Here is a 16029-nt window from a genome sequence, read left to right on the forward strand (position 1 = left end):
ACTTATAAAAAAGCCTGCGGCGGCGCAGATCATTGTCTGTCGCCGCACCCCTTGGCTACTGCCTTGAAATAAGGCATAAAAAGCCAATTCTCCCAGCCAAGGCCCGAAAGCATATCCGCCCAGACCAGTTTCCTTGCCGGCTCCACGTCGCATTGCAGCCTTTTTCTGCTTCAATTGTTGAATACACGCCAGAAATTGTGCAAAGCCAACGCCCCAGGAAGACCAGCGGTTAAGGCAAGCCCTGACAGCATTCTTTAACAGACAACCCGAGATCCAATTCATCCCATGACGCTGCATGTCCCGTCGCGCGACCTCGAAACCAAACAGATCGACCATAACGACTCGATCAGAGCTGCCTATTTCACGATCGAGGAGTTGCACGAAAGTGCGGCGGCCCTCGCGCGCGACGGCGCCGATGAGTTGCCCAGCCTGAATGATTTTGACTTTTTTGCCCGCCACAAGGAAAACGAGCGGGAAATCCTGCGCGTCTACCGCGCGACGGCGGCCGATGTCGAGGCAGGCGCTACGATCACGCCGGCAGCAGAATGGCTGCTCGACAACCACTACGTCATCGAAGAAGCGATCCAGGAAGTCCGCCGGGACTTCCCGAAGAAGTTCTATCGGCAACTGCCGACGATGGAGATCGGCAACCGCGAAATTCCGCGGACGATGGCGATGGCATGGCTCTATGTCGCCCATACCCATTCGACCGTCTCGCAGGAAAGCATGACCGCATTGGTCGAAGGCTTCCAGCTGCATCAGACGCTCGAGATCGGGGAGCTCTGGGCGCTGCCGTCGATCGTGCGCTTCGTTCTCGTCGAGAACCTGCGCCGCATCGCCACTCGCGTCGATCGTTCGCGCCGGATGCGCCGCAAGGCCAACGAAGTCGCCGACGAGATCGTGCGCCTGAACGATCCGGTCACGGCTGCGGAATATCTGCGCCAGATCGAACCGCTGGCCGACGACAATACCTTTGCCACCCAGTTCCTCTACCGCCTGCGCAACGGCTCGCAGAATACCAGCTTTGCCGTGACCTGGCTTGAAGCCCGTTTGGAAGCCGCCGGCCGCACCGCGCAGGAGGCGATGGACGCCGAGCACAACCGTCTGTCCTCCGGCAATGTCACCATGGGCAATATCGTCCGCGGCCTGCGCGAGATCGACGACAAGGAATGGTCTGTCTGGGTCGAGGAAGTCTGCCATGTCGACAAGGTTCTCGGCCAGCACACAGATTATCGCGAGCTCGATTTCGGTTCGCGCAACGCCTATCGCAATACGATCGAAAAACTTGCCCGGCGTTCCGACCGCTCCGAGATCGAAATCGCCCAGACCGCGATCGATCTGGCAACCGAAAATGTCCGGTCTTCCGGCGATGTACTTGACGTTGGAAGCTATTTCGTCGGCGCACGGCGGCTGGAACTCGAAGAGACGATCGGCTACAGCCGCCCGTTGTCACGCATCATCGCCGACAGCATCAAACAACTGAATTGGCTGTCGATTACCATTCCGGTCCTCGGCCTGACGATTGCAGCGCTTTGGGTCATCGGGCATTTTCTGGTGCTCGCCGGCCTGTCGACGCCCCTCATCTTGCTTTTGCTTGCCATGGTTTCGCTGCCCGTTTCCGAAGGCGCGACCGGCCTGTTCAACACGCTGGTGACCTTCTTTGTCAAACCGACACGACTGACCGGCTACGAATTCAAGGATGGGATTCCAGCAGAGGCACGCACCCTGGTCGTCGTGCCCTGCCTGATCTCCAAGCGCGATGATGTCGATGAACTGATCCGCAATCTCGAAGTCCACTATCTGACCAATCCGCATGGCGAGATCTATTTCGCGCTGCTCAGCGACTGGAAGGACAGCCATGTCGAAGAAACGATCGCCGATCTTGAAGTCCTGGACTACGCCAAGCGCGAAGTGGCGCAGCTCAGCGCCCGCTACGCAACCGACGGCAAGACCCGATTTTACCTGCTGCATCGCCGTCGCCTCTATAATCCGGCCGAAGGCGCCTGGATGGGCTGGGAGCGCAAGCGCGGCAAATTGCACGAACTGAACCTGCTTCTGCGTGGCGACCGTGACACCTCGTACCTGCCAGGTGCCAACATGGTGCCGGAAAACGTCCAATACGTGATGACGCTCGATGCCGACACGCGCCTGATGCGCGACGCCGTCACCAAGCTCGTCGGCAAGATGCACCATCCGATCAACCGTCCGGTGCATGACGAAAAATCCGGCCGCGTAATCAGCGGCTATGGCGTGCTGCAACCGCGCGTCACACCGTCGCTGACCACCGGCAAGGATGCCTCGGTCTTCCAGCGGATCTTCTCGATGAACCGCGGTGTGGACCCTTATGTCTTCACCGTTTCCGACGTCTATCAGGACATCACCGGCGAAGGCTCGTTCACCGGCAAGGGCCTCTATCATGTCGACGCCTTCGAGCGCGCGCTCAAGGGCCGTATCGACGAAAACACCGTGCTCAGCCACGACCTGCTCGAAGGTTCGATGGCGCGTTGCGCCCTGGTCACCGACGTCGAACTGGTCGAGGATTTCCCGACACGCTACGAGGTCGAAATCTCCCGCCAGCATCGCTGGGCCCGCGGCGACTGGCAGCTTCTCTCTTATATCGGCGATCCGGCCCGCGGCATCACCGCCCTTGCCCGCTGGAAGATGATCGACAACCTGCGTCGTTCGCTGACACCGATCGCCTGGTTCATGGCCTCGGTTCTCGGCTGGGCGACGATGGATCCCGTCGGCGCCACCATCTGGCAGCTCGTTCTGATCTTCAGCCTGTTCGTCGCGCCGACACTCTCGCTGCTCTCCGGCATCGTGCCGCGCCAGACCGACATCGTTCCGGCTGCCCATTTCCAGACCCTCTGGTCGGAAATCCGCTCGATCAATGCCCAGGTCGCGCTGCGCATCGTCTTCATCGCCGACCAGGCCTGCATGATGGCCGACGCCATTGCCCGGTCCCTCTATCGTCTGACCGTCAGCCGCAAGCTGCTCCTGGAATGGCGCACCGCCTCAAGCGTGCAGTCGGCCGCCCAGGGCTCCATCGGCTCCTACTACGGCTCGATGCGTCATGCGCCGATCCTCGCCGTCCTGTCGGTCGGCGTCGCGGCGCTGCCCGGTGGCTATGGCTACCTGATCGGCCTGCCCTTCGCATGTCTCTGGGTGCTCTCGCCTCTGCTTGCCTGGTATGTCAGCCAGTCGGCAGAGACTGAAGACAGCCTGGAAGTTCCCGAACACGTCGCAATCGAACTGCGCAAGATTGCCCGCCGCACCTGGCGTTACTTCGAAACCTTCGTCACCGCCGGCGACAACTACCTGCCGCCGGACAACTTCCAGGAAACGCCGGAGCCGGTCGTTGCCCATCGCACTTCGCCGACCAATATCGGTGTCTATCTTCTCTCCGTCGTGTCGGCCCGCCATTTCGGCTGGCTAAGCTTCGAACAAACGATCGAGCGCCTGGAGCAGACGATCGCCACCATCGAGCGGATGGATAAATATCGCGGACACCTGTTCAACTGGTACCATACCGACACGCTGCAGACGCTTGGCCCTCGCTACATCTCGGCGGTCGACAGCGGCAACCTTGCCGGTCACCTGATCGCAATTTCGTCGGCCTGCCGTGAATGGGCCGAAGCACCCTCTGCCCATCTGCAGGGCAATCTCGACGGCATCGGCGATGTCGGCGGCATCCTCTTGGAAGTCCTCGCCCAGTTGCCGGACGACCGCAAGACCGTTCGCCCGCTCCGCCGTCGCCTGGAAGAACGCATTGTCGGCTTCAACACCGCGCTTGCCGCGGTCAAGCGCGAGCACGAGTTCGCCTCGATCCGCACCATCAATCTGGCCGTGCTTGCCCGCGATATTCAGAAGCTGGCGGCAAACCTGCATCACGAGGTCCGCTCCGACCAGAGCGTCGAAGTGATCCGCTGGACGGAATCGCTGGTCTCCGTCTGCGAGGCGCATATCTCCGACACGGCCTTTGACCTGTCGAACATCGATCCGATCCGCCAGCGCCTGTCGCAGCTCTGCGAACGCGCCCGTGGCATCGCGTTTTCGATGGACTTCACCTTCCTGTTCCGCCCCGAGCGCCGCCTGCTGTCGATCGGCTACCGCGTCGATGGTCGTGAACTCGACGAAGCCTGCTATGATCTGCTCGCCTCCGAATGCCGCCTGACCAGCCTGTTTGCCATCGCCAAGGGTGACCTGCCGACCGAACACTGGTACCGCCTCGGCCGTCAGGTCGTGCCGATCGGCGCCCGTGCGGCGCTGATTTCCTGGTCCGGCTCGATGTTCGAATATCTGATGCCGCCGCTCGTCATGCAGGAGCGCCAGGGTGGCATCCTCAACCAGACCAACAATCTGGTTGTCATCGAGCAGATGAACCACGGCCGCCGCCTGAACATCCCCTGGGGTATCTCGGAAGCGGCCTTCAACGCCCGCGACCACGAACTGACCTATCAGTACACCAATTTCGGCGTGCCGACGCTCGGCCTCAAACGTGGCCTCGGCCAGAATGCCGTCATCGCGCCTTATGCCTCGATCCTGGCCAGCCAGTATTATCCGGAAGCCTCGCTCGAAAACCTCGAACGCCTGCGCAAGCTTGGCGCATTGGGCGCCTACGGCTATCACGATGCGGTCGATTTCACCCCGACCCGCCTGCCCGACGGCAAGAAATGCGCGGTGGTCTACAACTACTATGCCCACCACCATGGCATGTCGATCGCCGCTGTCGCCAACGTCGCCTTCAACGGCCGCCTGCGTACCCTCTTCCATGCCGATCCGGTGATCGAGGCGGCCGAACTGCTGCTTCAGGAAAAGGCCCCGCGTGAAATTCCGGTGATGAGCGCCAAATACGAACCGCAGACCCCCGGCAAGGGCCAGGCCGATCTGTTGCGCGCCGAAATCCGCACCATCAACGATCCGGCCTCCAAGGACCGCGAAGTCGCCTTCCTGTCCAACGGCCACTACTCGGTCATGCTGACGGCAACAGGGACCGGTTTCTCGCGCTGGAACGGCCAGTCCGTTTCCCGCTGGAAGGCCGATCCGACCGAGGATCGCTGGGGCACCTTCATCTTCCTGCGTGACACGACCAGCAGCCAGTGGTGGTCTGCCACAGCAACGCCACGTCGCGCCGAAGACGAGAAGTCCAAGGTCATCTTCGGCGACGACAAGGCCGAATTCTTCAAGACGGTCGGCGAGATCTCGACCACGGTCGAATGCATCGTCGCAACCGAGCATGACGCCGAAGGCCGTCGCCTGACGATCCTCAACACCGGGACGGAAGACCGCTTCATCGAAGTCACGTCCTATCTTGAGCCCGTGCTCGGTTATGACGATGCCGACAATGCCCATCCGCTGTTTTCGCGCATGTTCGTCAAGACCGAGATCGGCAAGCGCGGCGACGTCATTCGCGCCGAGCGCAACAAGCGCAGCCCGGACGATCCGGATATCTGCGTCGCCCACCTGATCGTCGACAATGCCGGACCGGGCCGCCCGACGGAATTCGAAACCGATCGCCGCGCCTTCCTCGGCCGGGGCCGCAGCCTCGCCGAAGCCGCAGCCTTCGATCCGGGTGCCACGCTGTCGGGTACCGATGGCTACACGCTCGATCCGATCCTCAGCCTGCGCCGCGTCGTTCGTGTCCCCGCCGGCAAGAAGGTCTCGGTAATCTTTTGGACGATCGCGGCCCCGAATCGTGAGGAAATCGACAAGGCGATCGACCGCTACCGCCACCCGGATGCCTTCAGCCATGAACTGATCCATGCCTGGACCCGCGTACAGGTCGAGTTGCGCCATATCGGCATCACCTCGCAGCAGGCCGCAGCCTTCCAGCATCTCGGCCGCTACCTGGTCTATCCCGATACGCATCTGAGAGCCGATCCGGAAACGGTACGCACCGGCCTGCGTTCGCAGTCGGCGCTCTGGCCGATGGCGATCTCGGGCGACTTCCCGATCTTTGCGCTGCGCATCAACGATGACATGGACATCGAGATCGCCCGGGAAGCCCTGAGTGCGCTGGAATACCTGCGTCGCCGCGGGCTGGTGATCGACTTGGCGATCGTCAACGAACGCGCCACGTCCTATGCGCAGGATATGCAGCATGCGCTGGATCAGCTGGCGGAAAACCTGCGCCACCGTCTGCCGGACGGCGCAGGTCGTCAGCATGTCTTCACTGTGCGCAACGATCTCAACGACGAGACCGCAACCCAGGCCCTTCTCGGCGCTGCACGGGTCGTTCTGCATGCCCGAAACGGCAAGATCGTCGATCAGGTCAATCGCGCCGTGTCCCTGTTTGCCACGCCGCGTGTGCCCGATGGCGCCGAACCGGAATGGCCCGGCATCATCCCTGCCCTGCCGGCAGCGATTGAAGCAACGGCAAAGGCCCCGGACGGCAACGATCTCGATTTCTGGAACGGCTTCGGCGGCTTCTCCAGAGACGGCAGCGAATATGTCGTCCGCCTGGCGGCGGGCTCTGCGACGCCGCAGCCGTGGATCAATGTCATCACCAACGAGCAGTTCGGCTTCCACGTAGCGGCGGAAGGTGCCGGCTTCACCTGGAGCCAGAACTCCCGCGATTACCAGCTAACCCCGTGGACCAATGATCCCGTCACCAACCGCCCGGGCGAAGCCTTCTATGTCGCCGACCTGGAAAGTGGCCGTACCTATGCGCCTGTCAGTGCCCTGAACCAGGACAATGACGCGCGCTTCGAGACACGGCATGGCCAGGGCTATTCCATATTCGCAAGCCAGCACGGCGATCTCGACATCGAGTTGACCCAGACGGTCGATCGCGAGCGTCCGGTGAAGCTGTCTCGACTTGTCCTACGCAACACCGGCACGGAATCGCGGATATTCCGCGTCTACGGCTACGCAGAATGGATCCTCGGCAACAACGGCCAGAAGACCGCTCCCTTCGTGCTCTCAACCTATGACGAGGAGACCGGCGCGCTTCTGGCGACAAACCCCTTCGACATCAACTATCCAGGTCGTTTTGCCTTCCTCGCCGGTCCCTCGGCGCCGGTCGGGCACACGTCCAGCCGTCGCGAGTTCATCGGCCGTCATGGCACGATCAAGCTACCGCAGGCCTTAGCCCGGACTGCCAAATTGTCCGGTTCCATCGACACCGAAAGCGATCCGTGCGCGGCACTTGCCTTCGACATCGAGATCGGCGCAGGCCAGCAGCGTGACCTGACCTTCCTACTCGGGGAAACCGACACGGCCGAAAAGGCAACAGCATTGGTCACGACCATGCGCGGCGTCGATTTCGACAGCGTGCTGGAAGCCAACCGCGCGTTCTGGAACGGCTTTACCGGCCAGTTGCAGGTCTCGACCGGCGACAAGGCGTTCGATCATCTCGTCAATCGCTGGCTGCCCTATCAGGCGCTGGCATGCCGCATCTTCGCCCGCGCCGGCTTCTACCAGGCAAGCGGCGCCTTCGGCTTCCGTGACCAGTTGCAGGACACGCTGGCCTTCCTGCTCCAGCAGCCATCGCTGGCCCGCAAGCAGATCCTCAATGCCGCCGCCCGCCAGTTCATCGAAGGCGACGTGCAGCATTGGTGGCTGCCGCAAACCGAGGCTGGCGTGCGCACGCATATCTCCGACGACGTCGTCTGGCTGGCCTACGCCATCGACCAGTATGTCTCCACCACCGGCGACAAAGCCATTCTGGACGAAAAGATCGCCTTCATCGAAGGACCGGAACTGCGCATGTCGCAGCACGATGCCTTCTTCCAGCCGACCCGCTCGGAAGAACAGGCCGACCTCTACGAACATGCCGCCCGTGCGCTGGATCTCGCGATTACCCGCACCGGCGAACATAACCTGCCGCTGATCCTCGGCGGCGACTGGAACGACGGCATGAACCGCGTTGGCGCCAAGGGCCAGGGCGAAAGCATCTGGCTCGGCTGGTTCCTCGCCGCCACGCTCAAGGCCTTCCTGCCTTATGCCGAAGCGCGCAAGGATACCGCCCGCAGCGAACGCTGGACCGCCCATATCGAAACCCTGACCGCAGCGCTCGAAACGGCGGGCTGGGACGGCGAATACTATCGTCGTGGCTATTTCGACGACGGCACGCCGCTCGGCTCGGACGCATCGCTGGAATGCCGCATCGATTCGATCGCGCAGTCCTGGAGCGTTCTCTCCGGTTTGGGCCAGCCGGACCATGTCGAAAAGGCGCTTGATGCGGCCGTATCCAAGCTGATCGATGACGAAGGCGGCATTGTGCGCCTGTTCACCCCGCCTTTCGACAAGGCACCGGTCGATCCGGGCTACATCAAGGCCTATCCGCCGGGTGTGCGCGAAAACGGTGGCCAGTATACCCATGCCGCCATCTGGCTGGGTCTGGCGCTGGCCAAAGCCGGCCGCACCAGCGACGCCTGGCGCGTCTTCGGCCTGCTCAACCCGATCAACCACGCGCTCGATGCCGAGGCAGCCGAACGTTACCGCGTCGAGCCCTATGCCGTCGCTGCCGACATCTACGGTGGCGAGGCCTATGTCGGCCGCGGCGGCTGGACGTGGTACACAGGCTCTGCAGGCTGGCTCTATCGCTTTGCCGTCGAAGGACTGCTCGGCATCAGCCGCAAGGGCAGCCAGCTCTTCGTCAAGCCGGCCCTGCCTGACCACTGGAACGGTTTCGAAGCCAATGTGACCCTCGATGGCCGCGCCGTGGCGATCGCCGTCACGCGCGCAGACAAGGGCGCCTACGCGATCACAGTCGATGGCAAGAAGGTTGCAAGCCCGGAAAAGGGCGTCAAGCTCGGCAAGGCGAAGTGATCTTCGCCTGAAGCCTTAAGACGGAACGACAGAAGCCCCGCCGATCGCTCGGCGGGGCTTCTTCTATTCTGCAATCCCAAACGGAGTGTCAGGCGCCGTAGACGATCAGCAGATCCTTGGCATCGATCTGGTCGCCGGTGCGCACCAGAACTTCAGCAATTGTGCCATCCTTTTCCGCATGCAGCGCGGTTTCCATCTTCATCGCCTCGATCGAGACCAGCACATCGCCGGATTTTACGGTCTGGCCGGCCGTCACGGCAACGGTCGAGATAACACCCGGCATCGGCGCGCCGAGATGGGCGGCATTTCCGGCCTCCGCCTTGCGGCGAATGGTGCTTGAAGCACCCCGGTTGCGATCCGGCACCTTGATCGGACGCGGCTGGCCGTTGATCTCGAAGAACACCTTGACCATGCCCTTCTCGTCGATCTCAGCCTGCGCCTGATTGAGGACAACCAGGGTCTTGCCCTTCTCGATATCGGCGAACAGTTCCTCGCCCGAACCGAGACCATAAAAATAGGCAGGCGTCGGCAACACGCTGACCGGGCCATAGGTATCAGCCGCCAGTGCATAGTCGGTGAAGACCTTCGGATACATCAGGTAGGAAGCGAACTCGAAGTCGCTGACCTCACGTTCGAGCTTCGCCTCGATCGCCTTGCGTTCGGCATCGAGATCAGCGTCTTCCAGCAGCGAGCCCGGACGAACCGTGTACGGCTTTTCGCCCTTCAGCGCCTTCTTCTGCAGCCCTTCCGGCCAGCCGCCCGGAGGCTGGCCAAGATCGCCCTTCAGCATCGAGACGACTGAATCCGGGAAGGACACGTCCTTGGCCGGATTGACCACGTCGGCCACCGTCAGGTCCTGGCTGACCATCATCAGCGCCATGTCGCCGACGACCTTCGACGACGGCGTCACCTTGACGATATCGCCGAACATCTGGTTGGCATCGGCATAGGTCTGCGCCACCTCGTGCCAGCGGGTCTCGAGACCCAGCGAGCGTGCCTGCTCCTTCAGATTGGTGAACTGGCCACCGGGCATTTCATGCAGATAGACTTCGGAAGCCGGCCCCTTGAGGTCGCTTTCGAAGGCCGCATACTGGTGGCGCACCGCTTCCCAGTAGAAGGAGATGCGGCGGATCCATTCCGGATCGAGATCCGGATCGCGTTCGGTGCCGCGCAAGGCCTCGACGATCGAGCCAAGGCAAGGCTGCGAGGTATTGCCCGATAAGGCGTCCATCGCCGCATCGACGACATCGACACCCGATTCAACGGCAGCCAGCACGGTTGCCGCGGCAATGCCGGACGTATCATGCGTGTGGAAGTGGATCGGCAGATCCGTTGCCTCGCGCAGCGCCTTGAACAGCACGCGCGCCGCTGCTGGCTTCAACAGGCCGGCCATGTCCTTGACCGCAATGATATGCGCACCCGCCTTGTCGAGTTCGGCGGCAAGGTCGGTGTAATATTTCAGATCGTATTTCGGGCGCGCCGAATTCAGGATGTCGCCCGTGTAGCAGATCGCCGCTTCGCAGATCTTGTTTTCTTCGGCGACCGCATCCATCGAGACGCGCATGTTTTCCACCCAGTTCAGGCAGTCAAACACGCGGAACACGTCGATGCCGCCCTTGGCCGCCTGTCGGACGAAGTATTTGACCACGTTGTCCGGGTAGTTCTTGTAGCCGACGCCATTGGCACCGCGCAGCAGCATCTGCAGCAACAGGTTCGGTGCATCTTCGCGGACCTTCGCCAGCCGCTCCCACGGATCTTCCGTCAGGAAGCGCATGGAAACGTCGAAGGTCGCGCCACCCCAGCATTCCAGCGAAAACAGGTTCGGCAATGCGCGGGCATAGGTCCCGGCGATCCGGGCAATGTCATAGGTGCGCATGCGCGTCGCCAGCAGCGACTGGTGGCCATCACGCATCGTCGTGTCGGTGACCAGCACACGGTTCTGCGCCCGCACCCATTCGCCGAACTTCTTCGGGCCGAGCTCGTCCAGCTTCTGCTTCGTGCCTGGCCGGATATCGCCCGGTGTAAACGGCACCACCGGCTCGGCGATTTCCTTCGACGGCTTCGGCCGACCCTTGGCTTCCGGATGGCCGTTCACGGTCACGTCGGCGAGATAGGTCAAGAGCTTGGTCGCACGGTCCTGACGCTTGACCTGTTGGAACAGTTCCGGCGTCGTGTCGATGAAACGCGTCGTGTAGGTATTGTCCCTGAACTTCTCGTGCGTGATGATCGCCTCGAGGAAGGTCAGGTTGGTAGCCACTCCGCGGATCCGGAATTCGCGCAGCGCGCGGTGCATGCGGGCGATCGTCTCTTCCGGGCTCGGCGACCAGGCCGTGACCTTTTCCAGAAGCGGATCATAGAACCGGGTGATCACCGCACCGGAATAGGCGGTGCCGCCGTCAAGACGGATTCCGAAGCCGGTCGCGCCACGATAGGCGGTGATACGGCCGTAGTCGGGGATGAAGTTCTGCTCCGGGTCTTCCGTGGTGATGCGGCACTGCAGCGCGTGGCCGTTGAGCTTGATGTCTTCCTGCTTGGGCACGCCCGATTCCGGCGTGCCGATCGCGTAACCGTCGAGAATGTGGATCTGCGCCTTGACGATATCGATGCCGGTCACGACCTCGGTCACGGTATGCTCGACCTGGATACGCGGATTGACCTCGATGAAGTAGAACTTGCCGGTGTCCATATCCATCAGATACTCGACTGTGCCGGCGCCGACATAGTTCGTCGCCTTGGCAATCTTCGTCGAATAGCTCGCCAGTTCCTGCCGCTGCGCTTCGCTCAGGTAAGGTGCTGGCGCACGCTCGACGACTTTCTGGTTGCGACGCTGGACGGAGCAGTCGCGCTCGAACAGATGCACGACATTGCCGTGCGTGTCGCCGAGAACCTGGCTTTCGACGTGGCGCGCACGCTCGACCAGCTTTTCGAGGTAGACTTCGTCCTTGCCGAAGGCGGCCATCGCTTCGCGCTTGGCCTCGGTCACTTCCTTGGCGAGATCCTTCGGATCGCGAATGGCGCGCATGCCGCGTCCGCCGCCGCCCCAGGAGGCTTTCAGCATCACCGGATAGCCGATCTCCTCGGCCATTTTGGCAACGACCGCCATGTCGTCCGGCAGCGGTTCCGTCGCAGGTACGACGGGAACGCCGATTTCGATGGCGAGATTGCGTGCCGCGACCTTGTTGCCGAGCCGGCGCATCGTATCGGCGCGGGGCCCGATGAAAATGATACCTGCATCGTTACAGGCGTCTACAAATTCAGGACTTTCCGACAGCAGCCCATAGCCTGGATGGATGGCATCGGCACCCGACAGCTTGGCGACGCGGATCACTTCCTCGATGGAGAGATAGCTTTCGATCGGTCCAAGATCACGCGCCAGATGCGGCCCCCGGCCAACCTGGTAACTCTCGTCCGCCTTGAAGCGATGGAGAGCCAGTTTGTCCTCCTCCGCCCAGATCGCAACCGTTTTTATGCCCAGTTCGTTTGCGGCGCGAAACACGCGAATTGCAATTTCGGAACGGTTGGCGACAAGGATCTTGGATATTGGCAATTCGGTCTCCCCAAAACGATATGCCAGGGCATTGTGCACCTGCGAAGAAAATTCATAGCGCGTTGTTTTAGGAAGTTCAATTTACCTTGAGCGGCTATCTGAAAATTGCCGCCATGCTCAGGTTACCAGCCCGAGCCGGAAGGCAAGCGCCACTACATGCTGGCGGTTCTTGGCATTCAACTTGTCCTGAATGCCGTTCATGTACCAATCGACAGTGTGATTGGATATTTTCAGGATCTTGCTGATCTCGATCGAGGTCAGGCCATCGGCCAGATAACTCAAGACTTCCATCTCGCGTCGGGTCATCCTGGTATCGATCGCCTTCGCCGAACTGACATCACCTTCGCGGGTCAGTTCAAGCATCCGCCAGAACGCCTTTTTTGCCACGGCGTCGAACAGGCTGATTTCGATAGGTGACAGATCGATCGGCTTGCCACCCACCGTCATGTTGCCCAGCAATCCCGTGCGGCCATGGACGGGAAATATATAACCATCCAGCAATCCGAAGCGCATGCCGTCCATCAGCATGCGCTCCATGCGCTTGCGATGCGGGTCGGCGCGAAACGCATGCGCTGTATCGCGCCAGCGAAAGCCGGACTGGGCTTGCGATAGATATCGAATGGTCGGGTCGATCAGCACATATTTCTTGGCAATATACATCTGCGGCCAGCCTTCCGGCCAACGCCCACACAACACCAGCTCCAGCGGATTTTCGTCCGGCTTCGGTTGGCGAACCAGCCCGTAGTAGTCAAACCCGTAAGCGGCAACGAGTTTTTCCAGCTCTGCCACGATCTCCGTTGCTGACCGACATTCGTCCGCAACGACCAAAAAATGCAATAGCTGGTTAATATTCACCCAGACCCCCTGAATAACTGTGTGCTTATAAAATCACGAAAAAGCCACGAGGCTCGTCATTCTGAATGAACCAACGCAATATGAACAAATATTATCATATTGCGTTAGGAGGGTATTAAAAATCGACCACGAAATTTCGTAGCGAACGCATGATAATGGTTCGTGCAGATTCTGCCCCCGCCCGGCCTCAGTTGAATAATACAAGACTGCAGGATCGCGGCGCAGGAATCCTGGGCTTTGCTCTTGTCAGACGAGGCGAAACCCGTTTCAAGCAGATCACCACTGAATGCGCATCTGGAGGTATAAGCGGTTGTCCCTGATACAGGTATATTTCAAGGCCCTGAAATATCTTGCGACTTATCGGCTGCGTGTCTCCTTTGTGGTGCTCGCCAATGTCGTTCTTGCCGCCATAACCATCATCGAGCCAATTCTGTTCGGTCGGATCATTGATGCGATATCGGAAAAGAGCGACGCGACATCGATATTGATCGCCTGGGGCTGCTTCGGCGTATTCAACACAGTCGCCTATGTCCTCGTGGCCCGACAAGCAGATCGCCTGGCGCATGGCCGCCGTGCGGATCTCCTGACCGAATCCTTCGGCAAGATCATCTCAATGCCGCTAAGCTGGCACCAGCAGCGGGGCACCTCCAACGCGCTGCACACGCTGTTGCGCGCCGGCGAAACCCTGTTCGGCCTATGGCTTGAATTCATGCGGACGCATCTTGCAACCGCCGTTGCTCTGACGCTGCTGATCCCGACCGCCTTTTCCATGGATGTTCGCCTGACCTCGGTCCTGATCGTGCTTGCAGTTCTTTACGTCATCATCGGCAAGACCGTGATGAACCGCACCAAAGAAGGCCAGGCCTCTGTCGAGAGCCACTATCACACCGTCTTTTCCCATGTCAGCGACTCGATCAGCAACGTTTCAGTGCTGCACAGCTACAACCGCATCGAAGCCGAAACCCGGGCGCTCAAGGAATACACGACGAAACTTCTCGCAGCCCAGTATCCCGTCCTTGACTGGTGGGCGATTGCCGGCGCGTTGAACCGGATCGCCTCGACGCTCTCCATGCTGATCATCCTGGTGATCGGCACGATGTTCGTGCAGAGCGGCCAGCTCAAGGTCGGCGATGTCATCGCCTTTACAGGTTTTGCCGGCCTGTTGATTGCCCGTCTCGACCAGATGATCACCTTCGCCAATCAGATTTTCGAGGCGCGCTCTAAGCTCGAGGACTTCTACCAACTGGAAGATGCCGTTCAGGACCGGGAGGAATCGGTCGGATCGACGGAGCTGAACAATGTCCGCGGTGACGTGGAGTTTCGCAACGTCTCCTTCGACTTTGCCTCCACCACCCAGGGCGTGCGCGACGTATCGTTCACCGTCCAGGCAGGCCAGACGGTCGCCATTGTCGGCCCGACCGGCGCTGGAAAAACGACGCTGATCAATCTGCTTCAGCGCGTCCACCAGCCGCAATCGGGACAGATCCTGATCGATGGCCACGACATTGCCCGGATCACCCGTAAATCGCTGCGCCACGCCATCGCCACCGTTTTCCAGGATGCAGGCCTGCTCAACCGCTCGATCAAAGAAAACATCCGCCTTGGCCGCGAGGATGCCAGCGAAGAAGACATCATCAAGGCGGCTGAGGCGGCCGCGGCCACCGATTTCATCGAAAGTCGCATGATCGGCTACGATACGGTCGTCGGCGAGCGTGGCAACCGCCTGTCGGGCGGCGAACGCCAGCGCATCGCGATCGCCCGCGCCATCCTGAAAAACGCCCCGATCCTGGTGCTTGACGAGGCGACCAGCGCGCTCGACGTCGAAACGGAAGCACGGGTGAAACAGGCGATCGACCGGCTGCGCAAGCACCGCACGACATTCATCATCGCCCACCGTCTCTCGACCATCCGCGAAGCCGACCTCGTGGTCTTCCTTGACCACGGAAAGGTCATCGAGCTGGGCAATTACGACCAGTTAAGCGCCCTTGGTGGCCGCTTCACCTCATTGCTGCGCACCAGCGGCCTGCTGATTGAAGAGACCTCTCCGGCAATATGAGCTGGTAGCCACAATGCCACCCAATCCCGAATGGCCCGGCCTACCATTCGATCGGCTGGCCGTCATAGGCATGGAAACCACCGCTCTGGGCGGGCTCCAGGCTGTCAAGTACGGACAACATCCGTGCCGCACTGTCCGTTGGCGCCAGGCGGTCATGGCCTTTGGCAAAAGCCGAAGACAATCCCGTATCCACCGAGCCGGGATGCAGAGTGACGACAACGGCGTTCGGCCTTGTCCGGGCGATCTCGATCGCGGACGTCCGCACGATCTGGTTCAGTGCCGCCTTGGCCGCGCGATAGGAAATCCAGCCACCCAGCCTGTTGTCGCCGATTGAGCCGACACGGGCGGAAAGCGCCGCAAACAGGCTTCGGCGATCGCTGGCAAGCAGTGGCGCGAAATGTTTCAAAACCAGCGCCGGACCGATCGCGTTGACCGCGAACTGCGCTGCCATGGCCTCCGGCCGGATGGCCTTGATCGCCTTTTCCGGCCCGACATCATCGATTGTCAAAGCCCCTGTTGCACACAGGATGAGGTCGAAACGAGCCCCGGAATCAGACAGATGCGTTGCAGCGGCAGCAACACTGTCCTCATCGGTGATGTCGAACCCATCGACACTTCGCGACAGGCCGGAGACCTCGCCGCAACGGGGATCGGAACGCAGCACCTCGACAAAGGCAGACCCGATGCCGCCACTCGCCCCGAGTACCAGCGCCCTGTAGCCAGAGCCAAGTGACGTCATGCCGGGAAAGTCTGTCATCGTCCGCTCCTGGTCGACCCAATCTGCGGACAACTACGGTAG

5 protein-coding genes are annotated in these 16029 nt (G+C 61.0%); 2 read left to right on the top strand and 3 right to left on the bottom strand.

The window, feature by feature from the left end; all coding sequences use genetic code 11:
* Positions 1–285 precede the first annotated feature (285 nt).
* Entirely contained in the window at positions 286–8772 is an 8487-nt protein-coding gene (locus LQ231_RS00935) for a glucoamylase family protein (RefSeq protein ID WP_230169926.1), read from the top strand.
* A gap of 88 nt (positions 8773–8860) precedes the next feature.
* Here LQ231_RS00935 and pyc read toward each other — a convergent pair whose 3' ends face one another.
* Entirely contained in the window at positions 8861–12319 is a 3459-nt protein-coding gene (gene pyc, locus LQ231_RS00940) for a pyruvate carboxylase (RefSeq protein WP_230169927.1), read from the bottom strand.
* 117 nt (positions 12320–12436) lie between these two features.
* Positions 12437–13174, bottom strand: a complete 738-nt coding sequence (locus LQ231_RS00945) for a LuxR family transcriptional regulator (RefSeq protein WP_230169928.1) — start codon at positions 13172–13174, stop codon at positions 12437–12439.
* 310 nt (positions 13175–13484) lie between these two features.
* Here LQ231_RS00945 and LQ231_RS00950 point away from each other — a divergent pair, with 310 nt between their 5' ends.
* Complete coding sequence (locus LQ231_RS00950; protein WP_230169929.1) at positions 13485–15230, top strand: glucan ABC transporter ATP-binding protein/ permease; 1746 nt, start codon at positions 13485–13487, stop codon at positions 15228–15230.
* 40 nt (positions 15231–15270) lie between these two features.
* Here the strand turns inward: LQ231_RS00950 and LQ231_RS00955 are convergent, their stop codons facing one another.
* Positions 15271–15987, bottom strand: a complete 717-nt coding sequence (locus LQ231_RS00955; protein WP_230169930.1) for an SDR family NAD(P)-dependent oxidoreductase — start codon at positions 15985–15987, stop codon at positions 15271–15273.
* Positions 15988–16029: the final 42 nt, after the last annotated feature.

Origin of the sequence: Rhizobium sp. CECT 9324 (genome assembly GCF_918741265.1) — a bacterium.
Lineage (GTDB): Bacteria > Pseudomonadota > Alphaproteobacteria > Rhizobiales > Rhizobiaceae > Allorhizobium.

What these genes read in the sequence shown, in the direction of transcription:
- LQ231_RS00935 (WP_230169926.1), top strand. Translation starts at nt 286, where the DNA reads ATGACGCTGCATGTCCCGTCGCGCGACCTCGAAACCAAACAGATCGAC.
- LQ231_RS00955 (WP_230169930.1), bottom strand. Translation starts at nt 15,987, where the DNA reads ATGACAGACTTTCCCGGCATGACGTCACTTGGCTCTGGCTACAGGGCG.